This is a genomic window from Mesorhizobium sp. 1M-11, assembly GCF_001303895.1.
In the GTDB taxonomy this organism is placed as follows: Bacteria; Pseudomonadota; Alphaproteobacteria; order Rhizobiales; family Rhizobiaceae; genus Mesorhizobium.
Window position 1 is genome coordinate 33,544 of sequence record NZ_LJSD01000067.1, and the last position, 26,069, is coordinate 59,612.

Sequence of the window (26,069 nt, forward strand, 5' to 3'; positions counted from 1 at the left end):
CTAACTCTTTGTTTTTACGCAATTCCGGACGCAAAACCGCTGCGCACTTTTGCTGGAATTGCTCTAAAGTGGAGCACGATCACCGTGAATCGGCACTCCGCTCCATATTTTGTTTTGCGCATGATTCTTTCCCGAAAAGTCTGCAACTTTTCGGAACCATGCTCCAGACATTTGGAGGCGACGTCTAACATCCCGCCGGCTTGCGATGCAGGGGACGAATGTCGAAACCCACAGAAGAGCTGCCCTACCCCGCCAGGATCGAAGTGTCGAGGTCACTCGCCTTGGTCAGTCCGGCCAACGCCAGCGTCAGGTCGAATTCAGCGACGATGTTGCGGATCACCTCGCGCACGCCGTTCTCACCTGCGAGCGCCAATCCGTAGACATAGGGCCGGCCGATCAGCACGGCGGTCGCGCCGAGTGCCAGTGCCTTGGCGACGTCGCTGCCCGAGCGGACACCGGAATCGAGCAGGACCGGCAAGCCATTGGCTTTGGAAACGATACTCGGCAAGGCGTCCAGTGTGGCGATCTCGCCGTCGACCTGGCGACCGCCATGATTGGAAACAATGATGCCGTCGACGCCCTGCTCCTGCGCCAGCCGTGCATCGTCGGCATGGCGGATGCCCTTCAGCAGGATCGGTAGCTTCGTCATGTCGCGCAGCCGTTTGATATCAACCCAGTTCAAGTCCGGTCGCGAATAGGTCGCGGTGAAATGGGCAACGGCAGCCCGCATCTGCTGCATCGACAGGCCGAACTCCTTGCCCTTGCGGCGCAAGCTGAGCGCAGTCGAAATCAGATCGAACCCGCGCGGCCTGATTCCGGTTTCCGGAGGACCGGGCGGAATCTTGCTCTTGAAGACGGGATCGCTGAGATACTGGCCGAGCCCCAGACCGCGCAGAAACGGCAGGTAGGCAGCGTCGAGATCGCGCGGGCGCCAGCCGAGCAGCGTCGTGTCAAGCGTGACGGCGATCGCCTCGCAGCCGCATTTCTCGGCCCGCGCGACCACCGAACGGACAAAATCATCGTCACTCGACCAATAGAGCTGAAACCAGCGCGGCGCATCGCCCATGGCGGCAGCGCATTGCTCCATCGGCACGGATGCCTGGTTGGAAAAGACATAGGCAATATTTTCCGCAGCTGCGGCGCGAGCAACGGCAAGGTCCGCCTCCGGATGCACCATCTCCAGCACGCCGATCGGGTCGAGCAGGACAGGAACGGCGTGACGGCGACCAAAGAGCGTAACTGAAAGGTCGCGGCGGGAAACATCACGCAACACGCGCGGAACGATCTGATGACGATCGAATGCGGCTCGATTGGCCCGCATCGTGACTTCACCGCCGGCCCCTCCGACAATGTAGGCAGCCGCTTCCGGCGTCATCTTGCGGATCGCCGCCTGCTCCAGAAGGTCCGGAGCGACCGGCACGGTCGGACGTTTGCCGCCGGCGCCGGTTACATAGATCTGCATCTGGCGCAGACGGCCTGGGCTGACGTCCGGCTTTTTCTGCTCGGTGCTCATGGAATGCTGAGGAGATTATTTCTTCTCGTAACTCTGCCGGATCTCGTCCATTGCATCCTTGATACGAGCCCGCAGGATATCGACCGATTCCGTGCCCGATTTCTTGACGATATCGGCCACCTCGCCGGCGTTCTTTACTGCCGCTTCGAAGGATTTGCGGGTAAAATCCGCCTGTTTGGCCACCAATTCCTGCGGATTGCCGGGAGCGCGGTAGTTTTGGACGAGCTCCGTGATCTCACGCAATGAATCCTGCAGTACCTCACGTTGCTTGGTCATGACTGACGAAGCGCCTGTTGCTGTGGCTCTAGCCGATTTCTCCAGCGCCTCGAGGTTCTTGCGGTGGTGGCTGAGGATGGCGTCGATATCCACCTGCGGCATTCTCAGATCGCGGCCGAGCTTGCTGAACATGTCCATGAAGGATTCGGGTTCGGGCTGTTTGGCCATGGTCGTCTTCTCCTCCTCTAGATTTCGATCTTCGGGGTCATGCGCTTGTCGCTGGCACGATTGCCGCAAAGGTCAGAATAGACCAGGGAATACAACCGTCAATTGACGAGAAACAGCCGTTCCATCATGTAGAGCGCCAAGCCGGCCAGACCGCCAATGATCATGCCGTTGAACCGGATGTATTGCAGGTCGCGACCGATGTTCATTTCGATCAACCGGGTCAGTTGCGCGAGATCCCAGCGCTTGACCTGATCGGCGATGAATTTCGAGACCCCGCTCTTCTGGCTTTCCACGAAGGAGGCAAGAGCAACGACAAATCCCTGGTTCATGTCGGCCCTGATCTGCGGATCACCGGCCAGGTGCCGCCCGACTTCGATGAACATGCCGGTCAGATGTTGCCGGATCATCGAATTCTCGGCGACCGCGTCCTGCTCGATGAAGCGACGCAGGCTGTCCCACATGTCATGCGCCAGGTCACGGATTTCCGGCCGCGCAAGGAAACCGCGTTTCAGCCGCTCGGCGCGACGGGCATATTCTTTCGATTGGCGCAGCCGCTCGATGAACTTCGCGACGAAACGGTCGAACTCCTCGCGCATGGGATGATCGGGATCGGCCCTCACCTCCTCCAGCAACGAGCCAGCGGATGCAACGATCTTCTTCAGGAGATAGGCGTCGGCGCGGAACAGGTTGAACAGTGAAGGCAACTCCTCGCGGATCTTCTCACGCATGGCTGCCAGCGCCTGCTCGTCATTGAGGAAGCGACCGATGACCCGGGTGAATTCGTCGAACAGCTTCTGGTGGCGGCGATCCTCTGTGAAAGCCTCGAGCAATTCCGCAGCCAGCGGGGCCACCTGGACCTTTTCCATCTGTTCCAGCATGCGCTGGGTGACGAAACCGCGCAGGCCAGATTGCTCGATGGCCCCAAGTGTCTGGGGCACCAGCCGCACGACGAAGCGCGAAAGACCCGCCGCCCGCTCTTCGTCGGCCAGCCAGTCGGCGACCAGGGAAGCAAAGTCGACTTCGTTCAGCTTTTCCCGGACCGGATCGGGCGCGAGGAAATTGACCTCGATGAAACGGCCGAGATTGTCGGCGATGCGGGTCTGGTTCTCCGGGATGATCGCCGTATGCGGGATCGGCAATCCGAGCGGTCGCTTGAACAGCGCCACCACGGCATACCAGTCAGCCAGGCCGCCAATGGTGGCAGCTTCGGCGAAAGCAGCAATGAAAGCGAGCCAAGGATAGCTCCCCTCCAGCGACTTCGAGATGGCGAAAACCACCACACAAAGCGCAAGCGCTGCGGCCGCCACGAACTTCGTGCGCCGTAGCGCGGCGAGTTTCACTTCGGCATCCTTGTCGGTGCTCAGAAATCCCGTGGCGGTAGCATCCTGCTGCGACATCGACGGTCCGCTCCTGCCTGTTGCTTGAAACAAAGCTTAGCATCGGAAAATGGGATTGCGCATGCCGATTGCTATGCGACATCGGCCACAAGCCGAGCCATATTACGGCACTCCCAGCCTCATATCGCTTAGCCAGCAATAATTTAAATGTTTTTCTGACAATAGGTTAGCTGCAATATTGCAATGCAACAAAAATCCATGTTGCATTGCACAAAAATCGTCTCTATATGCTCGCCATGCTCCGGGTCGATCATGAACGGAGCGCAACCCATAGCTCCTTTATGAGGATGGAGAATCGCCATGACCAAGACCGCCAAGACCACCGCGCCTGCTTCCAACTATTTTTCCTCGATCAAGAACGCTTTCGATGGCGTTCAGTCGAAGCTTGAAGTTCCTGCTGCTGCCCGCGATTTCGTGAAGCGCGGCGCGTCGACCGCCAAGGAGCGCGCCGAGACCGCGCATGGTGGCGCTGCCAAGCTGACCGACGGTGTCGAGAAGTTCGCCGCCTCCTTCGTTGCCGGCTATGCCAACTTCTCCCGCGGCCTGCTCGATGCGACGCTGGCCAATGTCCAGCACACGCTGACCACGGTTGAGAAGATCGCCGGTGCGCAGTCCTTCAACGAAGCCGTTCAGATCCAGGCCGATTTCGTGCGCGAAAATGCCTCGGCCAACATCGAGCGCGTCCGTGGCGCAGCCGAGACCGCCAAGACCACCGTTGTCGAAGGCGCCAAGACCATTCAGGCTGAAATCGGCAAGCTCTACACCTTCGACAAAAAGGCCGCCTAAACCAGGCCGGACAAACCCGGCCTGCACTGAAAACCATCCGCGCGGAAAATTCCGCATAACCGGTTCTGATTTTCTGTACGAGTGCAAGTCGCGTAAGAGTTCGCGTAACAAAGGCCCGCTTTCCGGCGGGCCTTTCTGTTTCTGCCGCACACCTTATGGGCCAGCAAAAAGGCCGGGTCGACGACCCGGCCAGTTCGCGTCAATTACCATGACAATTTCAGTCCGAGGCGCCGGAAATGGGCGCCTCTGCTGCTTATTTCGACGGCTTGATGCTCTGTACTGTGGTCTTGCCTGCGGCGTCCGTCGAATAGCTGACCAGCACCTTGTCGCCGGCCTTCAGGCTGGCAGCCTTGACGCCCGCCGGCAGCTTGACCGTCTGGCCGTTGTCGAGCGTCACCGAGCTGGTCAGCGCATCGACCTTCTTGACAGTGGCCTTGAGGTCCTTGGCGATGGCGCCGTTGACGCCGGCAAGTGCGAGCACGATAGCGGTAGCGGCAATGTACTTCCTCATGGGGGCAACTCCTTTTGTTGAGGCACCACCACATTGAAGGCCCGATCTCACGGGCGCATTGCCGCCACCATACGGATTGGTAAGGTGGCGAAAACCTACTTTACCACCAGGACCGGAATGGACGAGTGCGCCAGCACTTCCGAGGTTTGGCTGCCAAGCAGCACACGCTCGACGCCGCGCCGGCCGTGCGACGCAATCACGATAAGATCGGCCTTATGCGCCTTGGCGGCCTCCAAAATCGCATCGGCAGCGCGCTGATCAGGCACATGGACGAGGTCGGCATCGACGCCGGCCTTGGTTGCCTCCGCCTTGACGGCAGCCAGGATTTTCTCGGCATCCTCTTTCTGCGCAGCGCTGAATTCCTGCATGTCGGCACCGGATGGAACCCAGCCGGCGCCGAGTGCAAAGCCTGACACCGGGAACGGCTCGGTAGCGGTGACCACCGTCACCTTGGCGCCCAGTGCCTTGGCAAGCGCCAAACCCTGCTTGACACCCTTGCCGGCAAGGTCGGAACCGTCGGTCGGAACGAGAATATGTTTGTACATCGCAATCTCCATTGGTCAGTTAAATCTCCCATAGAGAAGGTGGGCATGTGTTGACCGAGATCAACCGGACAGGCGACACGCGAGGATAAGGCCAGGTGACGAGAGCAGACCCAACCCTTTGGGCGTAGTTACGACCTGTCGTCTTCGTGCAATGAAACCGTGATCGAAGCGTCCGGCAGGCTTGCAAGCTTCCAGGCCGAATCGAGACACGGGACTTGCACGGGCCTCGATCGGCATCCTGGCGCGCCGGCACGGCTGGGGCCACAAGCGTTCCTGTCTCGTGACTGGCAAGTTTCTTAGCGGTCCGTTATGTGTCGCTGCCCGAATAACCGTAGGAACACGTGATGGCGAACAAGAACATCGATCACGCTTTTACCGCCCGCGGTAAGACCGGCCACTCTTACGAGCCGACCTATGCCGGCGCCCTATCGTTCATGCGCCGCAAATACACCAAGGACGTGAAGGGTGCAGATGCCGTCGTGTGGGGCATTCCGTTCGACGCAGCGGTCACAAACCGTCCCGGCGCGCGCTTTGGCCCGCAGGCGATACGTCGCGCCTCCGCCATCTTCGATAACGATCCGCAATATCCGTTCTCCCGCGAGTTGTTCGACCATCTCGCTGTGATCGACTATGGCGATTGCCTGCTGGACACCGGTAACCACCAGAAGACACCTGGCATCATCGAACGCGAGGCCGCCAAGATCCTGAAGAGCGGCGCGTTCCTGCTTTCGCTCGGCGGCGACCATTTCGTCACCTACCCGCTGCTCAGGGCCCATGCCGCCGTGCACGGTCCGCTGGCGTTCGTGCAGTTCGACGCGCATCAGGACACCTGGCCGGACGACGGCAAGCGCATCGACCACGGTTCCTTCGTCGGCCGCGCCGTCAAGGAAGGCCTGATCGATCCCGACCGCTCGATCCAGGTCGGCATCCGAACGCACGCACCGGACACTTTCGGCATCAAGATCCTGCACGGCTACGAAATCGAGGAGATGCGCGCAGCCGATATCGCCTACGCCATTGTCGAACGCACCGGTGGCCGCAAGACCTACCTCACCTTCGACATCGACTGCCTCGACCCAGCCTTCGCACCGGGCACAGGCACCCCGGTATCGGGCGGCCCGAGCTCGTCCAAGATCCTGTCCACGCTGCGGCTGCTCAGCCAGATCGATATGGTCGGAGCGGATGTCGTGGAGGTTGCGCCGGCCTATGATCATGCCGATATAACGGCCATCGCCGGTTCGACCATCGCCATGCACTATCTCGGCTTGCTGGCCGAACGAAAGGCGAGAGCCGAAGAAAACACCAACCAGACCCATGCCGGTCAGGACATCTGACGTCCAGGCCAGAAAGATCGGATCAGACAAGGCAATGAAACCGAAAATCTTCATCGACGGCGAACACGGCACCACCGGCCTGCAGATCAGGGCCAGGCTGGCGGACCGCGGCGATCTCGAGATCATCTCCGTACCGGCCGAGCGCCGCAAGGAGGCCGCAGCCCGTGCCGAGTTCCTCAATGCCGCCGATGTCGCCATTCTGTGCCTGCCGGACGATGCAGCAAGGGAAAGCGTGTCGCTGATCAAGAACGACACGACCCGCGTCATCGATGCTTCCACCGCGTATCGTGTCGCTGCCGGCTGGGAATACGGTTTCCCGGAAATGGACAAGGAGCAGATGAAGCGCATTGCGGTTGCGAAGCGCGTCGCCAATCCCGGCTGCTGGCCGCAGGGGCCAATCGCGACACTGCGGCCGCTGGTCGAAGGCGGCCTGCTGCCGGCCGACTATCCGGTCACGTTCAACGGCATCTCCGGCTATTCGGGCGGTGGCCGCACGATGATCGAGGACTATGAGGCCAAAGGCGAGAGCGCGTCGGAATTCACGCCCTATGCGCTTTCTTTGAAGCACAAGCACCTTCCGGAGCTGAAAGCCTATGCGAAGCTGAAGCATGACGCGCTGATGCAGCCGGCAGTTGGTAACTTCGCGCAGGGCATGATCACCGTCGTGCCGCTGCAACTGGCCCAGCTCGACCACATTCCGACGGGTGCCGAGCTGCATGCGGCGATCGCCGACCATTTCGCCGGCATCGAGGGCGGTGTGGTGGAAGTGGCGCCTTACGAAGCTGTCGACCGCGTGCCGGAACTCAATCCGGAGCAGTACAACGACACCAACCGTATGAAGGTCTACGTTTTCGCCAACGATGCCCGCGCGCAAGCGCTGCTGGTGGCCGTCTATGACAACCTCGGCAAGGGAGCATCGGGAGCAGCCGTGCAGAACCTGGACCTGATGCTCGGCCTCCACGGCTGATCTTACCTGATATCAGAACCGGGCCGCGCCATGGCGCGGCCTTGCTTTCAACACCTGGAAAGAAGCCATGCACCCGCCTGCCCTGCCGGCGCGCTGGAACGTCAGCGAGCCTTTTCTTGTCACCGAAACCTTCTCCAGCCGCATCTGGAAGGTACGCCAGGCCGACGGCACGCCTGCCATCGTCAAGGCGCTGAAAGACTTCGACGACGTCGAAGACGAACTGCGCGGCGTTCACCTGCTATCCTGGCGACGCGGCGAAGGCCTCGTGCGCCTGCTCGACAGCGAAAACAAGATGATGCTGATCGAATATGCCGGAGAACGTCACTTGCGCGCTGTTCTGGACGACGCGAGCGATACCGCCGCAACCGAAATTTCGGCTGAAGTGATGGCACGGCTGCATTCGCCGTCGCGGCACCCGGCGCCGGGCGACCTGCAGCCGTTGCGCGAACGCTTCATCAGCCTCTTCGACAAGGCCACCGCGGACAAGCACGGCGGCCTTGAAAGCCCTTATGTCGAGGCTGCCGAAATCGCCGAGCGCCTGCTCTCCGATCCGTTGGACGTGCGCCCGTTGCACGGCGACATCCATCACGACAACATCATCCAGTCACCGCGCGGCTGGTTGGCGATCGATCCCAAGGGCATATTGGGCGACCCGGGCTTCGACGCGGCCAACATGTTCTTCAATCCGCTGGATCGGCTTTGCACCGAACCCGAGCGTATCGCAACGATGGCAACGATCTTCTCGCGGTCGATGGGCCAGGACCCTCGCCGCTTGCTCAACCATGCCATTGCATATGGCTGCCTGTCGTCATCCTGGCACAATCAGGACAAGAACGACGTCGAGGAAGCGCGGGAATTATCGATCGTCGAGGCTGTACGCTCGGTGCGCGACAGCGCTTTCTGAAAGTCGGCCAAGCGCCGCCGCCGTCAACTACTGACGATCACTTCTGTCTCGAGCGGATAAGCGCCCTTGGTGCCGCGCCAATGCGCGGTCGCGAAGATCAGCACGACCATCGCGAAGGCCTGATGGGTCAGTGCCACATCGATCGGCGCTTGCAGCAGCAGCGTGGCAACGCCGATGGCGGCCTGGCCGACAATGAGCCCGAAGAGAACCCACGCGCGGCGCGCGTGCGTGCTGCCGGGCGCGGAGCGCGCCGTCGAGAGCGCGTGCCACAATGCGACGACCAGGACAAAGTAGGCGAACATGCGGTGTACGAACTGCACCGCCTTTGGGTTTTCGAACAGGTTGAGCCAGGCCGGGTCGAGGATGAACAGGTCGCCAGGGATGATGGCGCCGTCCATCAGCGGCCATGTGTTGTAGGTGAGGCCGGCATGCAGGCCGGCGACCAGCGCGCCGAGATAGATCTGGATAAGGACCAGCAGCACCATGATGCCAGCGAACCGCTGCGTGCCGCGCCGGGCCGGCGGCTCGCTATACGGCGCAAGGCCCCGTGCGATGTAAACGACCGCCGTGATGATGATGCAGGCGAATGTCAGATGCGTTGCCAGCCGGTACTGGCTGACTGAAACGCGCTCGCTGAGGCCGGAGGCAACCATCCACCAGCCGATCGCACCCTGCAGTCCGCCAAGCGCCAGAAGGCCGATCAGCCGCGGTTTCAGGCGGCTTTCCAGCCGGCGCGTCACCCAGAAGAAGACGAGCGGAACGGCAACGAGAAAGCCGACGCCGCGCGCCAGCAGCCGATGCGCCCATTCCCACCAGAAGATGCCCTTGAATTCGTTCAAGGTCATATCCTTGTTGATCTGCTGGTATTGTGGGATCTGCTGGTATTTCTCGAACTCTTCCTGCCATTCGGCCTGGTTGAGCGGTGGGATGACACCGTGGATAGGCTTCCACTCGGTGATCGAAAGACCGGAACCGGTCATGCGAGTGGCTCCGCCCACCATGACGAGCGCAAAAAGCACCAGAAGCACGACATAAAGCCAGCCGCGCACCAGCGCGCGGTTGCGCAGCTCGCGGTTCTGTTCGGCAACGGGAGCGGCGATTTCGGTTGTGGCTGCCATGGCTGGTCCGGGCATCTGATTTTGCGGTCTCAAGTGAACCATAGCACCAAAACTGGCAAGCCAGCGCGGCGCGGCACGCCGTCGCGCCGGCGCTGGCCGGTTGCGCGTCACCGCCATTCGGCATAATCCGAAGATCACAAAGGATTGTCGCCATGCCCATGCGTCTGAAGAAGCTGATCGGAGCCGTGCTCCTGGTGGCGCTCGTCGTCGTCTACGCCATTGTCGCGACCATTGTTGCCGTCGCTCAGCTGTCGCAGTCCGGCCCGCTGGCTCATCTCGCCTTCTTCGCTCTCAGCGGCCTGCTCTGGATCCTTCCTGCCATGGGCATCATCAAGTGGCTTATCCTCGAGCCGCGCCCGAAGAACTAGCAAGCAAGACCAAGATTCATTTATCTTTTTAGTCTAATATGCCTGCATCACTATGCGTCCGTCTGATGCAGGCTCACTGCACGGCGCCAACGGGACGATGCAGGCATGGCGGACGCGACGGCGTCGGAGGAAAACAAGGCTTTCGCGTCACGTACGGCGCCTCACCTGGCTCCGGCTGCGGCGGCGATCACGGCTTCCGTACAAGCCGCGACTGAAGACGCGATCTCTTCCTATGCGGAATTCAGTCAGACTGCTCTTCACGCACCACCGCAGGATCCGCTCTGGGTGCGTCATTGGGTCGAACATCTGCGCCCGGATGCGATCATCGCGTCACTGATGGCCAACGGTCAAACCACGTTTGCCTTGGCCTTGGAAATCGAACGCAGCGGTCCGTTCCGTGTCGCCCGTTTTCTTGGCGGACGCCACGCCAACGGTAATTTCCCAGCAACCTCAGCGGCTTTTGGGCAAAACCTCGCGCCCTCGTGGCTGCCGATCCTGTTTGAGGCGATCAAGTCGACCCGTCCCGACATCGATCTCATCGCCCTGCAGCGTCTGCAGCCCGACCTCGATGGCATCAGCAATCCGCTGGCGGCACTTCCTTCGTTTCCCAGCCCCAACCTGGCTCTTGCCGTCGATCTGGACGGCGGCTTCGACAGTGTGCTGGAACGCGCCAGCGGCAAACGCAAACGCAAGAAACATCGCTCGCAGGCGCGCAAATTCGAGGCTGCGGGCGGTTTCGCCAGGATCGAAGCCAGGACCACGGCGGACGCACGCCGTCTGCTCGACGCCTTCTTTGCCATGAAAGAACAGCGTTTCCGCAAGATGGGCATCAGCAACGTCTTTGGTGACGAACGCGTACGCAGCTTCTTCCAGACGCTGTTTGCAAGCGCCCTCGACGACGATAACCCCGCCTTCATCCTTCATGGGCTCGAAGTCGCCGGCAAGCTGCGTGCCGTGACCGGCTCCAGCCGTTCGCCAAAGCGGCTCGTCTGCGAGTTCGGCGCAATCCTCGAAGACGAGCTTTCCTTTGCCAGTCCCGGCGATTTCCTGTTCTTCGACAACATCCAGGAAGCCTGCCGGCATGGCAATGTTCTCTACGACTTCTCGGTCGGGGACGAGCCGTACAAACGACAATGGTGCGACGTCGAGATCAGGCAGTGCGATGCGCTGGTGCCACTCACGACTAAAGGCCGTACGCTGGCAGGCATCCTGCATCAAGGCGCAAGGGCCAAGGCCTTCATCAAGAACAATCCGATGATCTGGAAGGTCACAAAGGCCCTGCGCCGCAGAGCGCAAGGCCAGGAGCCGACACCGGGAGTCGACGAAAACTAGAGCGTCTCCGCACTTTTGCTGGAATTGATCTGCTGCCCTCTAGGCAGCAGATCGCCCAAGCGGCGCACCTGGCCTGCCGTAGCCCGCGGGCGTCACCAGAACCAGATCCGGATAGCCGCTCTCGATCAGCTTAACAGCGGCATCGGTGACGGCATCGCTTGGTTCCAACACGCTGACGAAGACTTCCGTCGCCTCACCAACGAGGCGGCGGATACCATCGGCATCGGCAGGCCCACATTCCACCACCACGATATCGTAGGCCGTGGTCAGCGACTGCATGATGATGGGCAACCGATCAGCCGCCCGCATGGCGCGCACCGGATCAGCAGTACCAGCCGGAATCACATGGCAATCCGAATAGTGGTCGGCATGGATGACATCGCTGAACTGAGCTTCCGAAGCCAGCAGATTGGTGACGCCAGCCTGACTGCTGCCGTCCAGCATCGGGCGTGAAGCGGCCCCGGAGGCGGTAAGGTCGAGCAGAAGCACACGCAGGCCCGCATCCGCGACCTCGCGGGCCACCAGGATGGAGCTGGCGGCGGCTTCATCACCTTCAGGCGAGATGAAGATCGCGCGCGCAGCGCCGCTGGTGATCAGCCTGTCGGCAGCTTTTTCGACATTGATTTCGCCGAGCCCCAGGCTCGGCACTTCCGGCTTCGATATCTCCGCCTCGGGCTCATCGACAGGCGAGCGTCCTGCCGAAGCGTTCTCAATCAGCGCCGCAGCCTTGCGCACAGAGGCTGCACGTTCGTCGCCGGATGGCTGCTTCACCGGCGCCGGGGTTTCCACGATGGACTGACGCATCTCCTCGGCTTCAGGCTCCACACCAACCTGTGCGGCAGGCATCGGCACCTGCCTGACCGGTTCAGGCTGCGGCCCACGCGCCGGACGCATGGCGCGACCGGAGAACAGCTCACGCAGCAGGGCGAAGATCGACATGATCAGCAGCGAGGCGACGAAAGCGGCACTGACGATCGGAACGATCTTCGGGAAATAGGGTTCGATGGGCACGTCGGCGCGCGAGAAGATGCGCGCGTCCACCGGCAGGTAGTTGCGGCCCTGACGCGAGGCGGCTTCCCGATATCGGGCGAGATAGTCTTCGAGCTGCTGGCGCTTGGCGGCGGCATCCCGCTCCAGCGCATTCAGCTCGACTTGCTCTTCGCCGGCACGCGCCGATTCGGCCTTGAGGCGGTTAAGGTCCGTGACGAGCTGATTCTCGCGCTCCTGCGCGGTTTGTGCCTGAGTAACGAGACTCGACAGCACATTCTGTGCTTCCGCGCGAATCTGCCGATCGATATCGGTAAGCTGGGACCGAAGCGAGCGAATGCGCGGGTGATTCTCGAGCAGGGTCGTCGAGAGATCGGCGATGTCACTCTTGATCTGGCCTTCCCGATCGCGCAGGCGCTGGATTGCTGGCGAAGCCTGCACCTCCGGGAAGGAATCCAGGGACCCGCCATTCTGCAGGGCCTTGCGTACGCCTTGCGAAGTCGCCTCGGCGGAAGCCCGGTTGGCGCGCACGCGCGACAGTTCGCTCGACATTTCGGAAAGTTGCTGGGTGGCCAGAACAGCGTTGTTCTGACCGATCAGAAGATCGGACTGCGCGCGGAACTCAGCGACCTTCGCCTCGGCGTCTTTCACGCCTTTGGAAAGATCGGCGATTTCCGGCGCCAGCCAATCGGTGGCTTCCGAGTTCGATTCCTGCTTGGCGCTCCGCTGCATGGAGATGTAGGCGTCGGCGATGGCATTCGGCACATCGGCAGCGAGCTTCGCATCGCGCGACGAGAATTCGATACCGATAACGCGAGATCTTTCAACACGATAGACGTTGAGCTTCTCGCGCATCTTCTTCAGGACGCGCTCTTCCGGAGGGATCTCGTTGGGGTCGCTTTTCAATCCTGCCAGGATCAGCAATCGACTGATCGGCGACATGTTCACCGTCTCATCGAACTCCGCCAGCTTCGCGAGATTGAGCTGCTGGGCCACCTGCTTCAGGATGTTCGTCGAGGAAATCAATTCGACCTGGCTGGCCACCGTCTCTTCATCCAGATTCGGACGGTCAGCCTCGTTGCCCGTATTGGGCCGCGTGAAGATCGACTCACGCGCTTCAATCAACAACCGGGTTTCGGACTTATAAAGCGGTGTCGCGAGCCATGTGAGAACCAGGGCCAAGCCAGCCACCACCAGCGCGCCCAAGAGAATCCATAGCCAGTTTCGCGCAAGACTCGCGAAGAGCTGCCTCAGATCAACATCAACATCTGCCGCGCTAGATTGTACGCTCGACATGCATCCCGCTCCCGCTTTGGGTTGCAGGCATGGTAAACAACCATGGTAACTCAGCCGTTAAAAAAGCCGCACCTCAATAAGCCGGCGGTGGTTTCCCCTGCGCCCAGATTCATTCAGGCCCAGCCGACACGAAGCGCTTCGACTATAAAATCAGCACTTACGCATATTCGGCGCCATTGAATTTTACCGGCCATTAACCCTAACAGACCGATAACAAGACTCGATCCTGAACGTCAGCCGGCCACCCGGCGACCAGCCGAAGGCATATATCTGGTGATGAGAAGCCCTGCCCCGCTCCTTGGTGCGTTGCTTGCAGTGTCGCTGCTGGCGGGTTGCACCAGTTATCGACCGACACCACCGGCTTTCCACGACGCGCTTACACAGCCTTACCGGCTTGGTGCCGGCGATCGCGTGCGGGTAACCGTCTTCGAACAGGATGGCTTGACCAACACCTACAGTGTGGACCAGTCCGGCTTCATATCCTTTCCGCTCGTCGGCACGGTGCCTGCGCGAGGCAGCACGGCCCAGCAGCTTGAAAAGGCCCTTGCTGTAAAGCTGCGCCAGGGTTACCTGCGCGATCCCGACGTTTCAGTCGAGATCGACCGCTACCGGCCGATCTTCGTCATGGGCGAAGTCGGTGCGGCCGGCCAATATTCCTATGTGCCGGGCTTGACCGTACAGAAAGCCATCGCCATTGCCGGCGGCTTTTCGGCGCGTGCCAATCAGTCAGAAGTCGACGTTACGCGCGACATCAACGGAGAAGTGATGACTGGCCGGGTCGTGACATCCGACCCTCTGCTGCCAGGTGACACAATCTACGTTCGCGAACGCCTGTTCTGAGCACGTGGTATCTCCTTCCTCACTCCGCATCGTTCACTGCTTCCGCTCACCCGTAGGCGGGATTTTCCGCCATGTGCGCGACCTCGCGGATGCACAGGCGGCAGCCGGTCATCACGTCGGAATCGTCTGCGATTCGACGACGGGCGGTGCGTTCGAGGAAGCTCTGTTCGAGGACATGAAGGAAACGCTGGCGCTTGGCGTGCATCGCACACCCATGCAACGGCATATCGGGCCTGGAGACGCCGCCTCGGCCTGGCGAACCTTCAAGATTATCAAGGAATTGCAGCCGGATGTGCTCCATGGCCATGGTGCCAAGGGCGGCGCCTATGCGCGTCTGTTCGGCTCACTGTTGCGGGTTTCAAGGTCTCGCGTGGCCCGCCTCTATTCGCCGCATGGCGGCAGCCTGCACTATGACGAGCGCACGGCAACCGGAAAGCTGTTCTTCGCGCTCGAGCGAACGATGGCGCTCTTCACCGACTATCTTTTGTTCGTTTCCGACTATGAAAGACAGGCCTATCGTCGCAAGGTCGGCGAACCGCGTATTCCGAACGTGCTGGTGTATAACGGTCTGCGCGATATCGAATTCGAGCCGGTTGCCGCGGACACGAACGCCGCCGACCTTCTCTATATCGGCATGATGCGCGACCTGAAGGGTCCGGACATTTTCATCGACGCCCTTGCCCAGGCCGAGATTCGCTCCGACCGCACCATCAGCGCGGTCATGGTCGGCGATGGCGATGACTTGCCCCGCTATCACGCGCAGGTGAAGCGGCTTGGCCTCGACGGACGTATCCGCTTTTTCCCGCCTATGCCGGCGCGCGCGGCTTTCGCGCTGGCGCATGTTGTGGTCGTGCCGTCGCGCGCCGAGGCCATGCCCTACATCGTGCTCGAAACCCTGGCGGCAGGAAAGCCGATGATCGCCAGCGCGGTTGGCGGCATACCGGAAATCTTCGGTGCTGGCTCACCCGCTCTCGTGCAGCCGGATGCCGGCGAAATCAGCGAGAAGATGGACGAGGCGCTTACCAATCTGGATGCCTATCGACAGGCAATGCCGGAAACGAGTGAACTCAAGTCGCGTTTCGGCGCGAACGTCATGGCGGCGGAGATCGAGAAGGCTTATTTCGCGGCTCTGGCTGGTTAGGGTTCTGACTTCAGGCCGCGGCTTCGGCGCGTTTTTGTTCAATCTGGTCAATCGCGTCGATGACCGCGTCGAAGGTCAGCATCGTGGAGGCGTGACGCGCCCTGTAGTCACGAACTGGCTCCAGATACTTCAAATCGGCGAAACGCCCTTCTGGCGGCGCGCCATTCTCCTTCAACATCTTCCACATGACCTCGCGTACGGCGCGCAACTCTTCCGCGGTGGCGCCGACGACATTGGCGGCCATGATGGAAGATGAAGCCTGGCCGAGCGCACAAGCTTTCACGTCGTGTGCGAAATCGGTGACGATACCATCCTGCATGGCGAGATCGACCACCACGGTCGAACCGCACAGCTTGGAATGGGCCTTGGCTGTCGCGTCAGGATTCTCCAGCCGACCGATGCGGCCGATATTTCCCGCGAAGCCAAGAATTTTCGTGTTGTAGACGTCGTCGATCATAATGTTTCAGCCTGCCATGCTGGCACGATCATCGAATGCTGCTGGCGTATCTTTCATTCGCTCGGCACGACCATATATAATGCTTCGGGTCCGGTATCGACAAGGCGACGGGCAGTCGCGTCAGCCGGCCTTTTTCACGCCGCCTCCGGGCGGGAATCCGGGTGGGATTCCCGCTACCGTAAAAGGCAGTGGTCCGTTCAACTCGTTCCCTCTATGAAGGGAACTACGGGAGATGCCTTTCATGGATGCCGCCATCAAGAAGATGATGCCGCAGTCGGCCTATATGGAGAAGCCGGTTACCGACCGGCCGAGCCAGGAGGAAGTCGAGGCGGCAGTTCGCACGCTTTTGCGTTGGACCGGAGACAATCCGGACCGCGAAGGGTTGGTCGACACGCCGAAACGCGTTGCCAAGGCTTTTCGCGAGATGTTCGGCGGCTACGATATGTGCCCGGCCGAAGAACTCGGCCGGACCTTCGAGGAAGTCGCCGGCTATGACGACCTCGTCATCGTGCGCGACATCAAGTTCCATTCACATTGCGAGCACCACATGGTGCCGATCATCGGCAAGGCGCATGTCGGCTATCTGCCGGACGGCAAGGTCGTCGGGCTTTCGAAGATCGCCCGTGTCGTCGACATCTTCGCGCACCGCCTGCAGACGCAGGAAGCGATGACCGCGCAGATTGCCGGTGTCATTCAGGATGTGCTAAATCCGCGCGGCGTTGCGGTGATGGTCGAGGCCGAGCATATGTGCATGGCCATGCGCGGCATCCGCAAGCAGGGGTCGACGACCCTCACCTCCACCTTCACCGGCAGCTTCCGGGACAATCCCGAAGAACAGATCCGGTTCGTTACCATGGTGCGCGCCGGCAGCGGAGCCTGATCCGCTTCTCCGGCTCCAGATTTCCAGGATCCGGCGATGACGACTTTGCAATTTTCCGAACCATCCAGCGACAAGCGCCGGCTGGAGGAAGGTGGAGATTTTACCCCACGCTTCGACGCCGGCGGCCTTGTCACGGCCGTCGTCACCGACGTGGATGACGGCATGCTCCTGATGGTCGCGCATATGAACGCGCAAGCGCTCGCCCTTACGCTCGAGACCGGCATCGCTCACTACTGGTCGCGCTCGCGCAACGCGCTGTGGAAGAAGGGCGAGACGTCGGGAAACTTCCAGCATGTCGTTGAGATCAGGACGGATTGCGACCAGGACGCGGTCTGGCTTCGCGTAAAAGTTACAGGACACGATGCAACCTGTCACACCGGTCGGCGTTCTTGTTTTTATCGGACAGTGGTGCTTGTCGACGGCAAGGGGACGCTCGCCGGAGATGGCTCCGAGCCACTGTTCGATGCGCAGGAAACCTATCGGACGCCTCGTTGATTATCCCGCCGGGACCCAACTTTGCCCGATTCATGATTTCGATACGGCCATTTCGTAAGATGGCCGTGGGATAAGGGAGACTGTGATGCTCGAATGGGCGTCATTGCGTGGCAGGGGAATTGTTCGCGAAGCGAATGACCCGTCGTCGTCGGACGGGGCGCCGGCACTCAAGCATCCGAAGAAATGCGGTATCGCACTGGCTCTTGGCGGCGGCGTGGCACGCGGCTGGGCCCATATCGGGGTCCTGCGCGCCCTGGATGAGGTCGGCCTCGAAATCTCGATGATTGCCGGGACTTCGATCGGCGCGCTGGTCGGCGGCTGCTATTTTGCCGGCAAACTGGATGAGCTGGAAGAATTCGCGCGCAGCCTGACCCGGCGGCGCATTTTCGGCCTGCTGGACATCAATCTGGGTGGCAGCGGCCTGTTCGGGGGCATGAAGCTCGATGCCCGGCTGCGCGAACATCTCGATGGCCTTCGCATAGAAGACCTGCCCAAGCCATTCGTTGCCGTCGCGACGGAAGTGAGGACGGGCCATGAAATCTGGATCAATCAGGGCTCGCTGGTCACCGCAATGCGGGCATCCTATGCCCTGCCCGGGGTCTTCGAACCGGTCAACTGCAATGGCCGTGTGTTGGCCGACGGAGCACTGGTCAATCCGGTTCCGGTATCGGTATGCCGTGCCTACGAGCAGCCGATGGTGGTCGCGGTGAACCTCCACTACGACCTGTTCGGCCGCGCCGCCGTCATCAAGCACAATGCCGGTGAGTTGGTGGTCCAGAAAGACGCGCCGAGATCCGGCCGCTTCGACCCCAATGCCACAGCGCAAGGAACGCGGCTCGGCATTACCGGGATGATGGTCGAAGCCTTCAACATCATCCAGGATCGCATTTCGCGCGCCCGCATGGCGGGCGATCCGCCAGACCTGTCGTTGCAGCCCAAGCTCGGCCATGTCGGCCTGACCGAATTCCATCGCGCCGACGAAGCGATCCGCCTCGGCTATGAAGCAACGATGGCGCATGTTGAGGAATTGAAACGATTGCAGGCCGTTCTGGCCTAGCCGGCCTGCGCCAACCTTTTTATCGATCAGGCGATCGCCGCATCGGTGATGCGGAACTGCACGCTGCGGCTGCCGTTCCAGTAGTTTCCCGAAACCGAGCCGGCCACGTGCAGGGTCTTTCCCCTGTTCTTGAACAGGAATTCACCCAGGGTGGTGTCAACCGCGCGGAAGGCCATCGCCTGGATGCGTCCGCCGCTTTCGGAGGCCAGATCGGCGCGAATGTGGTTGGTACCAACCGCACGCGCGTCAACCAGCCGATGACGCGGCAGCACGAAGAGTGGCGGCACATGGGCTGTGCCGTACGGTCCGGCCTTTTCGAGCGTGTCGAGCAATGTGAGCGTTGCCCCTTCCGCGGCGAGCGCGCCATCCACCAGAAGGCTTTCCTCGTCGCGCAGGCGGAACACGTCGGCAGCCGCGCGCGCTTCAAAGAAGGCACGCAAAGCGCCAAGCTTTTCGCGTTCGACGGTGATGCCTGCCGCCATGGCATGGCCACCGCCCTTGACGATCAGGCCGGCGTCTGCGGCCTCACGCACCAGCCGGCCAAGGTCGAAGCCGACGACAGAGCGCCCGGACCCCGTGCCGATGCCATTGGCATTGAAGGCGATGGCAAAGGACGGCCTTCGTGCGTGCTCCTTCAGCCGCGAGGCGATCAGCCCGACGATACCTGGGTGCCAGCTGTCGGAGGCCGTAACGATCACCGCCGGCCCATCCCCGCCGGCCAATTCGGCGTCGGCCTCGGCGCGAGCCTGGGCAAGCATCTCCTGCTCCATGGTCTGGCGCTCCTGGTTCAACCGATCGAGCGTTTCAGCGATGGTGCGAGCCTCGACGGGATCGTCCGTCGCCAACAGGCGGCTGCCCAGAGCCGCATCGCCGATGCGCCCACCGGCATTGATACGGGGACCGATCAGGAAAGCGAGGTGGAAGGTGTTGACCGGTTCGCCGATGCGTGAAACGCGCGCCAGCTCGGCCAGACCAACATTCCTTTGCTGGCGCACGACCTGCAGCCCCTTGACGACGAAGGCGCGGTTGACGCCGACCAGCGGCACGACATCGCAGACCGTTGCCAGGGCGAGGAGATCGAGCATGGCGAGCAGATCCGGTCTCGGCGCATCCGGCACCCGTTCGCGCAGCAGCTTGGCGGTTTGCACAAGCGTCAGAAAAACCACGCCGGCGGCACACAGGTGCCCCTGCCCCGAAAGATCGTCCTCGCGGTTCGGATTGACGATGGCGGTCGCTGTCGGCAGCGCGCCGCCGACCTGATGGTGGTCCAGAACCACGACATCGGCGCCAGCCTCCCTGGCAGCATCTATGGAAGCCGCGCTGTTGGTGCCGCAGTCGACCGTTACGATGAGTTTCGCGCCACGCCCGACCAGTTCGCGCATCGCATCGGGATTGGGACCATAGCCCTCGAAGATGCGGTCGGGAATGTAGATTTCCGACGGCACCGAGAAATGCGTCAGGAAGCGCTTGAGCAGTGCCGAGGAGGCGGCACCGTCGACATCATAATCACCGAAAATGGCGACCCTTTCACCGCGTATGATCGCTTCGGCCAACCGTATGGCGGCCTTGTCCATATCGGTCAGCGATGCGGGATCCGGCAGGAGATCGCGGATAGTGGGGTCCAGGAAACGCTCGGTGCCCACCGCAGTCACGCCACGCCCCGCCAGGACGCGTGCAACGATGTCCGGAACGCCATGGCCCTGGGCAATGGCAAGTGCGGTCATATCCTGCCGCTCGGACAGCCGATGCACCCAGGCAAGCCCGGTAGCCGATCGCCTGACATCGAGGAAGAACCGCTTTTCACCGGTCATGCGGGGCTACCATTCGCCGTATTGAACCACATGACGGCTCAATACGGCGAAACCGGCAAAAATCAAAACTTATCGAGGTCCTGATGGCGGGCCTTGATCTCACGCACCGTCCGTGAAGAGGAACGCAGCACGATCGTGTCGGTGGTGATGTAGTTACGGCCGAATTTCACGCCGGCCAGCATGTTACCGTCTGTGACGCCTGTTGCCGCGAACAGCACGTCGCCACGCGCCATTTCATCGACACGGTAGACCTTGTTCGGATCGGAAATACCCATCTTGGCGGCACGCGCGACCTTTTCCGGCGTGTCGAGGATGAGCCGGCCCTGCATCTGGCCGCCGGTGCAGCGCAAGGCTGCCGCGGCCAGAACACCTTCAGGTGCGCCGCCGGAGCCGATATAGATGTCGATGCCAGTTTCTTCCGGGTCGGTGGTGTGGATGACGCCGGCGACATCGCCATCACCGATCAGGCGGATGGCCGCACCGGTCGCACGCACCGCTTCGATCAGCTTGGCGTGGCGAGGCCGGTCGAGAATGCAGGCCGTGACCTCGTTCACCGGCACGCCCTTGGCCTTGGCCAGGCTGGCGATGTTGTCAGCCGGGGAAGCGTCGATGTCGATGGTGCCCTCCGGATAGCCGGGACCGATGGCGATCTTGTCCATGTAGACGTCAGGCGCGAACAACAGGCTGCCCTTTTCGGCGATCGCGATGACGGCCAGCGCATTCGGCAGGTTCTTGGCGCAGATCGTTGTGCCTTCCAGCGGGTCAAGCGCGATGTCGACCGCCGGTCCCTTGCCTGAGCCGACCTCTTCGCCGATGTAGAGCATCGGCGCCTCGTCGCGCTCCCCTTCACCGATCACCACGGTGCCCTTGATGTTGAGGCGGTTCAGTTCAGACCGCATGGCATCGACCGCGACCTGATCGGCCGCCTTCTCATCGCCGCGTCCGCGCAGCCGCGCCGCCGCGACGGCAGCACGCTCGGTGACGCGCACCAGTTCCATGGTGAGAATTCGGTCGAGACCGGCGATCGTGTTCTGAATAGCATTCATGAAGTGGAAATCCTCATTTGCAAGGCGCCAATAGGCGCAGGCGCGCTTCTTGTGTCAAAGCCTCATGACAACAGCAAGACCCGGAGAGAAGCTTTCCTGGCCAAGAAACAATATCAATCGATTGAAAGAGATAACGGCTTTTTCTGCCGCACACGCCGGCATGGTTCTGCTTGGCGTCGCCAGAGACGGCTGCGGATATCTTATCTTTCCATCGTCTCCAGGCCCGCCAGAGAAACATGCGCCAGATCCCGGTGCGCAGCGAAGTCCCAAGTGTTGACAACACGTGCCTCTACTAATATTGGATACAATCATGATTTCGGATACAAACATAACACAAGCTGAAGCAGCCGCAGCCCAGATCAGGACATTGATCCTGAATGGCACTTTTCAACCGGGTCAGCCGCTGCGGCAGGAAGCGTTGTCGGAACAGCTGAACGTCAGTCGTACACCGTTGCGGCACGCCCTACAGTCACTTGTCGAGGACGGGTTGGTCGAGGCAACAGACTACAAGGGAGCAAGGGTCGCAGCACTTGACCCTGGGATGGTCGACGACTTGTTCGAGATGCGGCTCCTGCTTGAGCCGCTGGCGCTCAAATCCGCCTTTCAACACCATACCAAGCTTGATTTTGCGAAAGCCGAGATGGCGCTCGACGCAGCGGAAGCAGAACGGCAACCGTCGAAGCTTTCAGCGCTGAACTGGGATTTTCATCATGCCCTGTACCGCCCATCCAATCGGCAGACACTTCTGAAAACCATCGAGCAGCTTAACCGGGCGTCGGCGCTTGCGGAGGTGATCGCGAGTTCCATTGTCGCTCGCCCGGAAAAATCGGCCGCCGAACACCGGAAACTGCTTCAGGCTTGCCGGAATGGCGACGAAGCCGGCGCGATGTCAATCCTGAGCGAGCACTTGCGGTTCGCCCACCACGACATACGAAACCGGGAAGAATAGCGATGCCCGTCATAAACAGGATCGCCGAGTTTCACGATGACATGACGCAGTGGCGGCATCATCTTCACGCCAACCCGGAGCTTTCCTACCAGGAGCAGGAGACCGCCAGATTCGTCGCCGAAAAACTCCGTTCCTACGGAATCGAAGTAACCGAAGGTGTCGGCGGAACGGGTGTTGTAGGCGTCCTCTACGGCAGCCGGAAAGGCGCACGCTCCATCGGGTTAAGGGCCGACATGGATGCGCTCGCGATCGAGGAGCGCAATGATTTTGCGCATCGCTCGATGAACAAGGGCGTCATGCACGCCTGTGGACACGATGGGCATACCACAATGCTTCTTGGTGCTGCGCGCTACCTTGCGGAGACGAGAAATTTCGAGGGCCGTGTGGTCTTCATCTTCCAACCCGCCGAGGAGATGGGCGGTGAAGACGGCGGCGCTGCGCGCATGATCCGGGAGGGTCTGTTCCAGTCGTTTGGGTGCGATGAAATCTACGGCCTGCACAATTGGCCGGGAATGGACGTCGGAACCTTCGCCGTGAAAGCGGGGCCAATGATGGCGTCGGGCGATGCCTTCGAAATCGAGGTCATGTCCACCGGAATGCATGCTGCTCAACCGCAGAAAGGCGTCGACGTGGTTATGACGGCCGGGCATATCCTAGTCGGACTCCAGCAGATTTCGGCACGCAACACCGACCCTCTGGATGCAATCGTCGTGAGCGCCACGCAAATTCACGGCGGTGACGCTTACAATGTCTTGCCGAACAATGTCACCATTCGAGGCACCGTAAGAGCATTCTCTCCCGAGGCGCGCGCAGCGGCCGAACCCGCGATACGGCGCATCGTGGAAGGCATCGGGTTTTCGACGGGCGCCCAGTGCAAGGTTTCCTACGTCCAGCAATATCCGACACTCATCAATTCGCAATCCGCTGCCCGATCAGCAGAGGCTGCGGGATCGTCGGTGTTCAATAGGATCGAGACCAACCCGCCACAAACGATGATCGTTGAGGACTTCGCATTCATGCTCCAGGACCGGCCCGGATGCTACGGCTGGATCGGCAATGGACCGGATGACAACGGCCGCATACTTCACAGCGCATGGTTCGATTTCAACGACGAGGTGCTGCCCTACGGGGCTTCCTACTTTGCCTCGCTCGCTGAGGCCAGGCAGAACTAGCTTCTGCAAAACGACAGTGCGGGCTTTGCCTGGACGTGGCGACAAAGTGCGACAGGCAAGCCTGTCCGAAGCTACGAAAATTCCAGTCTGGATCGAGTTGGAAGCGCTCACAACAGCCTCAGTGGAGTTGTTCGAACGCTCTCTTCTGCGGCATCCCGAGATCGAGGAGTGTTACGCGGTCGCCGGCAATCCGGACTATTTGTTGTTTGTCTCCGTCAGGGAGATGCAGGAGTTCGATCGGTTGCACCGGAACGTCCTTTCAAGGCTTCCTGGTGTCAGGAAGATCAGGACTGAATTCCTGCTACGGCGCGTTCTCCCGTTGGTGGGATCTTAGTCCTATCGCTGAAGAATCTGTGTTTCGGCGTGGAATAAGGACCCCGTTTCAGGGGTGACCGGCGTCCAAAAAGGACCCCTGTAACGCAGGGTTGTCACACTGCCTTCGGTTTCATCGGGGGCATTTGTTTTGGATGTTGGTTGTGGAGACGATTGCGAAGATACGTCGGCTTTCGCTGGTCCAGGGGAAGTCGATCAAGGAGATCTGCCGCGAGTTGAGGATATCGCGGAAGGTTGTCCGGAAGGTGCTGCGGTCGAACGCGACGGAGTTCCGTTACGAGCGTGAGCATCAGCCGATGCCAAAGATCGGCCCCTGGCAGGATCAGCTCGACGGGCTTTTAGGTGGCAATCACGGCAAGGCGGGGCGCGAGCGGCTAACGCTGATCCGAATCTTTGAGGAGCTCCGCGGTCTCGGATACGACGGCAGCTACGACGCGGTTCGCCGATACGCCAAGAGCTGGGCGAAGGCGCAGGGATCAGCGACGGCGGAAGCCTATGTGCCGTTGTTCTTCGCGCCGGGTGAAGCCTACCAGTTCGACTGGAGCCACGAGATCGTCCTCATCAATGGCGTGACTGTGACCGTGAAGGTTGCCCATGTCCGGCTTTGCCACAGCCGCATGATGTTCGTCAGAGCCTATCCGCGCGAGACGCAGGAGATGGTGTTCGACGCGCACGACCGGGCCTTCGCCTTCTTTGGCGGCACCTGCACGCGCGGCATCTACGACAACATGAAGACGGCGGTTGAGACGGTATTCGTCGGCAAGGACCGGCAATACAATCGCCGCTTCCTGCAGATGTGCAGCCATTATCTGGTGCAGCCGGTCGCCTGCACGCCGGCGTCGGGCTGGGAGAAGGGTCAAGTCGAGAACCAGGTCGGGCTGGTGCGCGAGCGCTTCTTCACGCCGCGGCTGCGCTTCAAATCCTATGAGGAACTCAACGCCTGGCTGCTCGACAAATGCATCGCCTACACCAAGACGCACCGTCATATCGATCAGCCGGAGCGCACGATCTGGGAGGTGTTCGAGGAGGAGCGCGGCAAACTTGTCGAGTATCGCGGCCCCTTCGACGGCTTCCACACGGTCCCCGCCTCGGTATCGAAGACCTGCACGGTGCGCTTCGACAACAACAAATACTCGGTGCTGTCGACTGCCGTGGGCCGACCGGTCGAGATCCAGGCCTATGCCAGCAGGATCGTCATCCGGCAGGATGGCGTTGTCGTCGCCGAACACGCCCGTTCGTTCGGGCGCGGTGAGACCATTTACGATCCCTGGCACTATGTCCCCGTGCTCGCCCGCAAGCCCGGCGCATTGCGCAATGGCGCGCCGTTCCAGGACTGGGTTCTGCCCTCGGCGATGGAGCGGACCCGGCGCCGACTGAAGTCCTCGGATGACGGTGATCGCCAGATGGTGGCGATCCTGGCTGCGGTGTTGACCGACGGGATCGATGCCGTGGAGGCCGCCTGCCAAGAGGCGCTCGACCAGAACGTCTGCTCGTCAGCTGTCATCATCAACATTCTGGCGCGGCGGCGCGATCCGGCGCCAGCCATCACCATTCTCACCCCGGACGCTCTTCGCCTGCGCCATGAGCCGCAGGCCGACTGTGCCCGCTACGACAGCCTCAGGAGGGCAAGCTGATGGAACGCACGCAGGTTCTGGATCTGATGGGAACGTTGAAGCTCTACGGCATGCGCAGTGCCTATGACGAGGTTATGGCGACCGGCATCAAGCGCCAGCACGAGCCGCCGAGGATCGTCGGCGATCTGCTGTCGGCCGAGATCGCCGAGAAGCAGGCGCGCTCCATCAAATACCAGCTCACCGTCGCAAAGCTGCCGATCGCCAAGGACATCGAGGAGTTCGACTTCGACGGCACGCCGGTCAACGAGGTGCTGGTCAGGGACCTTGCCAACGGCACCTTCGTCGCCGACCAGCGTAACGCCGTTCTCATCGGCGGCACCGGAACCGGCAAGTCACATCTGGCGATTGCCCTTGCCCGATCCCTCATCCGCAACGGGACGCGCGGTCGCTTCTTCAATGTCGTTGATCTCGTCAACCGGCTCGAGACCGAGCACCGCGGTGGCAAGCAGGGCCGTATCGCTGACTACCTGACCCGATTGGACTTCGTCGTCCTCGACGAACTCGGCTATCTGCCCTTCGCGCAAGCCGGCGGGCAGTTGCTCTTCCACCTGATCAGCAGGCTCTACGAGCGCACCTCGATCATCGTCACCACCAATCTGGCGTTCGGCGAATGGCCCGCTGTCTTCGGCGACGCCAAGATGACGACGGCGCTGCTCGACCGGCTCACCCATCACTGCGAGATCATCGAGACCGGAAACGAATCCTGGCGATTCAAGAACCGCGCCTGATCACCCCATAACGCCGATCCGCGC

The 26,069-nt window shown here is 61.2% G+C and carries 24 protein-coding genes and 1 pseudogene; 15 read left to right on the plus strand and 10 right to left on the minus strand.

Annotated elements, in window-relative coordinates:
* Window positions 1–244 precede the first annotated feature (244 nt).
* The 3 genes from AO692_RS27475 to AO692_RS27485 all read right to left on the minus strand — a co-directional run bounded on the left by AO692_RS27475 (window position 245) and on the right by AO692_RS27485 (window position 3,354).
* Window positions 245–1,513: an alpha-hydroxy-acid oxidizing protein gene (locus AO692_RS27475; protein WP_054313237.1), complete on the minus strand. Its 1,269-nt coding sequence runs from the start codon at window positions 1,511–1,513 to the stop codon at window positions 245–247.
* Window positions 1,514–1,528: 15 nt separating this feature from the next.
* Window positions 1,529–1,957 carry a phasin family protein gene (locus AO692_RS27480; RefSeq protein ID WP_054313238.1) on the minus strand — a complete coding sequence of 143 codons (429 nt, stop codon included), beginning with the start codon at window positions 1,955–1,957 and terminating at the stop codon, window positions 1,529–1,531.
* 98 nt (window positions 1,958–2,055) lie between these two features.
* Window positions 2,056–3,354 (minus strand): DUF445 family protein, encoded by a 1,299-nt coding sequence (locus AO692_RS27485; protein ID WP_054313239.1) that lies wholly within the window; start codon window positions 3,352–3,354, stop codon window positions 2,056–2,058.
* A 300-nt stretch (window positions 3,355–3,654) separates the two neighbouring features.
* On the opposite strand from AO692_RS27485, the gene AO692_RS27490 reads away from it, so the two are divergent.
* Entirely contained in the window at window positions 3,655–4,140 is a 486-nt protein-coding gene (locus tag AO692_RS27490) for a phasin family protein (RefSeq protein WP_054313240.1), read from the plus strand.
* Between the two features lie 253 nt (window positions 4,141–4,393).
* On the opposite strand, the gene AO692_RS27495 is transcribed toward AO692_RS27490, so the two are convergent.
* Complete coding sequence (locus AO692_RS27495; protein WP_054313241.1) at window positions 4,394–4,651, minus strand: DUF1344 domain-containing protein; 258 nt, start codon at window positions 4,649–4,651, stop codon at window positions 4,394–4,396.
* 95 nt (window positions 4,652–4,746) lie between these two features.
* Entirely contained in the window at window positions 4,747–5,196 is a 450-nt protein-coding gene (locus AO692_RS27500) for a universal stress protein (protein ID WP_054313242.1), read from the minus strand.
* A 344-nt stretch (window positions 5,197–5,540) separates the two neighbouring features.
* Here AO692_RS27500 and speB point away from each other — a divergent pair, with 344 nt between their 5' ends.
* From speB to AO692_RS27515, 3 genes are all read left to right on the plus strand, one after another.
* Entirely contained in the window at window positions 5,541–6,530 is a 990-nt protein-coding gene (gene speB, locus AO692_RS27505) for an agmatinase (RefSeq protein ID WP_054313243.1), read from the plus strand.
* Between the two features lie 34 nt (window positions 6,531–6,564).
* The gene (argC, locus tag AO692_RS27510) at window positions 6,565–7,497 is read left to right on the plus strand and encodes an N-acetyl-gamma-glutamyl-phosphate reductase (protein ID WP_054313262.1); all 933 of its coding nucleotides are present in this window, start codon (window positions 6,565–6,567) and stop codon (window positions 7,495–7,497) included.
* Between the two features lie 67 nt (window positions 7,498–7,564).
* Window positions 7,565–8,401: an aminoglycoside phosphotransferase family protein gene (locus AO692_RS27515; RefSeq protein ID WP_054313244.1), complete on the plus strand. Its 837-nt coding sequence runs from the start codon at window positions 7,565–7,567 to the stop codon at window positions 8,399–8,401.
* Window positions 8,402–8,424: 23 nt separating this feature from the next.
* Here the strand turns inward: AO692_RS27515 and AO692_RS27520 are convergent, their stop codons facing one another.
* Window positions 8,425–9,519 (minus strand): COX15/CtaA family protein, encoded by a 1,095-nt coding sequence (locus tag AO692_RS27520; RefSeq protein WP_152979991.1) that lies wholly within the window; start codon window positions 9,517–9,519, stop codon window positions 8,425–8,427.
* 152 nt (window positions 9,520–9,671) lie between these two features.
* Between AO692_RS27520 and AO692_RS27525 the strand changes: the two genes are divergently transcribed.
* Together AO692_RS27525 and AO692_RS27530 are read left to right on the plus strand one after the other, a co-directional pair.
* Window positions 9,672–9,887 (plus strand): DUF2842 domain-containing protein, encoded by a 216-nt coding sequence (locus tag AO692_RS27525; protein ID WP_054313245.1) that lies wholly within the window; start codon window positions 9,672–9,674, stop codon window positions 9,885–9,887.
* Between the two features lie 105 nt (window positions 9,888–9,992).
* The gene (locus tag AO692_RS27530; protein WP_054313246.1) at window positions 9,993–11,219 is read left to right on the plus strand and encodes a GNAT family N-acetyltransferase; all 1,227 of its coding nucleotides are present in this window, start codon (window positions 9,993–9,995) and stop codon (window positions 11,217–11,219) included.
* A gap of 39 nt (window positions 11,220–11,258) precedes the next feature.
* On the opposite strand, the gene AO692_RS27535 is transcribed toward AO692_RS27530, so the two are convergent.
* A complete protein-coding gene (locus AO692_RS27535; protein ID WP_054313247.1) occupies window positions 11,259–13,502 on the minus strand; it encodes an exopolysaccharide transport family protein in 2,244 nt (747 codons plus the stop codon).
* A 276-nt stretch (window positions 13,503–13,778) separates the two neighbouring features.
* Here AO692_RS27535 and AO692_RS27540 point away from each other — a divergent pair, with 276 nt between their 5' ends.
* Together AO692_RS27540 and AO692_RS27545 are read left to right on the plus strand one after the other, a co-directional pair.
* Window positions 13,779–14,342: a polysaccharide biosynthesis/export family protein gene (locus tag AO692_RS27540; RefSeq protein ID WP_054313248.1), complete on the plus strand. Its 564-nt coding sequence runs from the start codon at window positions 13,779–13,781 to the stop codon at window positions 14,340–14,342.
* Between the two features lie 28 nt (window positions 14,343–14,370).
* Window positions 14,371–15,483 carry a glycosyltransferase family 4 protein gene (locus AO692_RS27545; RefSeq protein WP_280138683.1) on the plus strand — a complete coding sequence of 371 codons (1,113 nt, stop codon included), beginning with the start codon at window positions 14,371–14,373 and terminating at the stop codon, window positions 15,481–15,483.
* Between the two features lie 10 nt (window positions 15,484–15,493).
* Here the strand turns inward: AO692_RS27545 and AO692_RS27550 are convergent, their stop codons facing one another.
* Entirely contained in the window at window positions 15,494–15,940 is a 447-nt protein-coding gene (locus AO692_RS27550) for an iron-sulfur cluster assembly scaffold protein (RefSeq protein ID WP_054313250.1), read from the minus strand.
* A gap of 241 nt (window positions 15,941–16,181) precedes the next feature.
* Here AO692_RS27550 and folE point away from each other — a divergent pair, with 241 nt between their 5' ends.
* The 3 genes from folE (at window position 16,182) to AO692_RS27565 (ending at window position 18,372) form a co-directional block, all read left to right on the plus strand.
* The gene (folE, locus tag AO692_RS27555) at window positions 16,182–16,820 is read left to right on the plus strand and encodes a GTP cyclohydrolase I FolE (RefSeq protein ID WP_054313264.1); all 639 of its coding nucleotides are present in this window, start codon (window positions 16,182–16,184) and stop codon (window positions 16,818–16,820) included.
* Between the two features lie 36 nt (window positions 16,821–16,856).
* Window positions 16,857–17,315 carry a phosphoribosyl-AMP cyclohydrolase gene (gene hisI / locus AO692_RS27560; RefSeq protein ID WP_054313251.1) on the plus strand — a complete coding sequence of 153 codons (459 nt, stop codon included), beginning with the start codon at window positions 16,857–16,859 and terminating at the stop codon, window positions 17,313–17,315.
* A gap of 85 nt (window positions 17,316–17,400) precedes the next feature.
* Entirely contained in the window at window positions 17,401–18,372 is a 972-nt protein-coding gene (locus AO692_RS27565; RefSeq protein ID WP_054313252.1) for a patatin family protein, read from the plus strand.
* Window positions 18,373–18,398: 26 nt separating this feature from the next.
* Here the strand turns inward: AO692_RS27565 and recJ are convergent, their stop codons facing one another.
* Together recJ and glpX are read right to left on the minus strand one after the other, a co-directional pair.
* Window positions 18,399–20,183, minus strand: coding sequence for a single-stranded-DNA-specific exonuclease RecJ (gene recJ, locus AO692_RS27570; protein WP_054313253.1), 1,785 nt, complete (start codon window positions 20,181–20,183; stop codon window positions 18,399–18,401).
* A gap of 62 nt (window positions 20,184–20,245) precedes the next feature.
* Complete coding sequence (gene glpX / locus AO692_RS27575) at window positions 20,246–21,229, minus strand: class II fructose-bisphosphatase (protein WP_054313254.1); 984 nt, start codon at window positions 21,227–21,229, stop codon at window positions 20,246–20,248.
* A gap of 310 nt (window positions 21,230–21,539) precedes the next feature.
* Between glpX and AO692_RS27580 the strand changes: the two genes are divergently transcribed.
* From AO692_RS27580 to istB, 4 genes and pseudogenes are all read left to right on the plus strand, one after another.
* A complete protein-coding gene (locus AO692_RS27580; RefSeq protein ID WP_054313255.1) occupies window positions 21,540–22,178 on the plus strand; it encodes a GntR family transcriptional regulator in 639 nt (212 codons plus the stop codon).
* Complete coding sequence (locus AO692_RS27585; RefSeq protein WP_348271481.1) at window positions 22,088–23,350, plus strand: amidohydrolase; 1,263 nt, start codon at window positions 22,088–22,090, stop codon at window positions 23,348–23,350. Before AO692_RS27580 ends, AO692_RS27585 begins: the two co-directional genes overlap by 91 nt.
* Window positions 23,351–23,817: 467 nt before the next feature.
* Window positions 23,818–25,384 (plus strand): annotated as a pseudogene (gene istA / locus AO692_RS27595) (IS21 family transposase).
* On the plus strand, window positions 25,317–26,045 hold the full coding sequence (gene istB / locus AO692_RS27600; RefSeq protein ID WP_054308547.1) for an IS21-like element helper ATPase IstB: 729 nt from the start codon (window positions 25,317–25,319) through the stop codon (window positions 26,043–26,045). The pseudogene istA and the gene istB overlap by 68 nt, the downstream one beginning before the upstream one ends.
* Window positions 26,046–26,069 lie beyond the last annotated feature (24 nt).

Excerpts from the sequence above, each read along its gene's own strand:
- AO692_RS27475 (WP_054313237.1), bottom strand. The coding sequence starts at position 1,513 with ATGAGCACCGAGCAGAAAAAGCCGGACGTCAGCCCAGGCCGTCTGCGC.
- AO692_RS27480 (WP_054313238.1), bottom strand. The coding sequence starts at position 1,957 with ATGGCCAAACAGCCCGAACCCGAATCCTTCATGGACATGTTCAGCAAG.
- AO692_RS27485 (WP_054313239.1), bottom strand. The coding sequence starts at position 3,354 with ATGTCGCAGCAGGATGCTACCGCCACGGGATTTCTGAGCACCGACAAG.
- AO692_RS27490 (WP_054313240.1), top strand. The coding sequence starts at position 3,655 with ATGACCAAGACCGCCAAGACCACCGCGCCTGCTTCCAACTATTTTTCC.
- AO692_RS27495 (WP_054313241.1), bottom strand. The coding sequence starts at position 4,651 with ATGAGGAAGTACATTGCCGCTACCGCTATCGTGCTCGCACTTGCCGGC.
- AO692_RS27500 (WP_054313242.1), bottom strand. The coding sequence starts at position 5,196 with ATGTACAAACATATTCTCGTTCCGACCGACGGTTCCGACCTTGCCGGC.
- speB (WP_054313243.1), top strand. The coding sequence starts at position 5,541 with ATGGCGAACAAGAACATCGATCACGCTTTTACCGCCCGCGGTAAGACC.
- argC (WP_054313262.1), top strand. The coding sequence starts at position 6,565 with ATGAAACCGAAAATCTTCATCGACGGCGAACACGGCACCACCGGCCTG.
- AO692_RS27515 (WP_054313244.1), top strand. The coding sequence starts at position 7,565 with ATGCACCCGCCTGCCCTGCCGGCGCGCTGGAACGTCAGCGAGCCTTTT.
- AO692_RS27520 (WP_152979991.1), bottom strand. The coding sequence starts at position 9,519 with ATGGCAGCCACAACCGAAATCGCCGCTCCCGTTGCCGAACAGAACCGC.
- AO692_RS27525 (WP_054313245.1), top strand. The coding sequence starts at position 9,672 with ATGCCCATGCGTCTGAAGAAGCTGATCGGAGCCGTGCTCCTGGTGGCG.
- AO692_RS27530 (WP_054313246.1), top strand. The coding sequence starts at position 9,993 with ATGGCGGACGCGACGGCGTCGGAGGAAAACAAGGCTTTCGCGTCACGT.
- AO692_RS27535 (WP_054313247.1), bottom strand. The coding sequence starts at position 13,502 with ATGTCGAGCGTACAATCTAGCGCGGCAGATGTTGATGTTGATCTGAGG.
- AO692_RS27540 (WP_054313248.1), top strand. The coding sequence starts at position 13,779 with ATGAGAAGCCCTGCCCCGCTCCTTGGTGCGTTGCTTGCAGTGTCGCTG.
- AO692_RS27550 (WP_054313250.1), bottom strand. The coding sequence starts at position 15,940 with ATGATCGACGACGTCTACAACACGAAAATTCTTGGCTTCGCGGGAAAT.
- folE (WP_054313264.1), top strand. The coding sequence starts at position 16,182 with ATGGATGCCGCCATCAAGAAGATGATGCCGCAGTCGGCCTATATGGAG.
- hisI (WP_054313251.1), top strand. The coding sequence starts at position 16,857 with ATGACGACTTTGCAATTTTCCGAACCATCCAGCGACAAGCGCCGGCTG.
- AO692_RS27565 (WP_054313252.1), top strand. The coding sequence starts at position 17,401 with ATGCTCGAATGGGCGTCATTGCGTGGCAGGGGAATTGTTCGCGAAGCG.
- recJ (WP_054313253.1), bottom strand. The coding sequence starts at position 20,183 with ATGACCGGTGAAAAGCGGTTCTTCCTCGATGTCAGGCGATCGGCTACC.
- glpX (WP_054313254.1), bottom strand. The coding sequence starts at position 21,229 with ATGAATGCTATTCAGAACACGATCGCCGGTCTCGACCGAATTCTCACC.
- AO692_RS27580 (WP_054313255.1), top strand. The coding sequence starts at position 21,540 with ATGATTTCGGATACAAACATAACACAAGCTGAAGCAGCCGCAGCCCAG.
- istB (WP_054308547.1), top strand. The coding sequence starts at position 25,317 with ATGGAACGCACGCAGGTTCTGGATCTGATGGGAACGTTGAAGCTCTAC.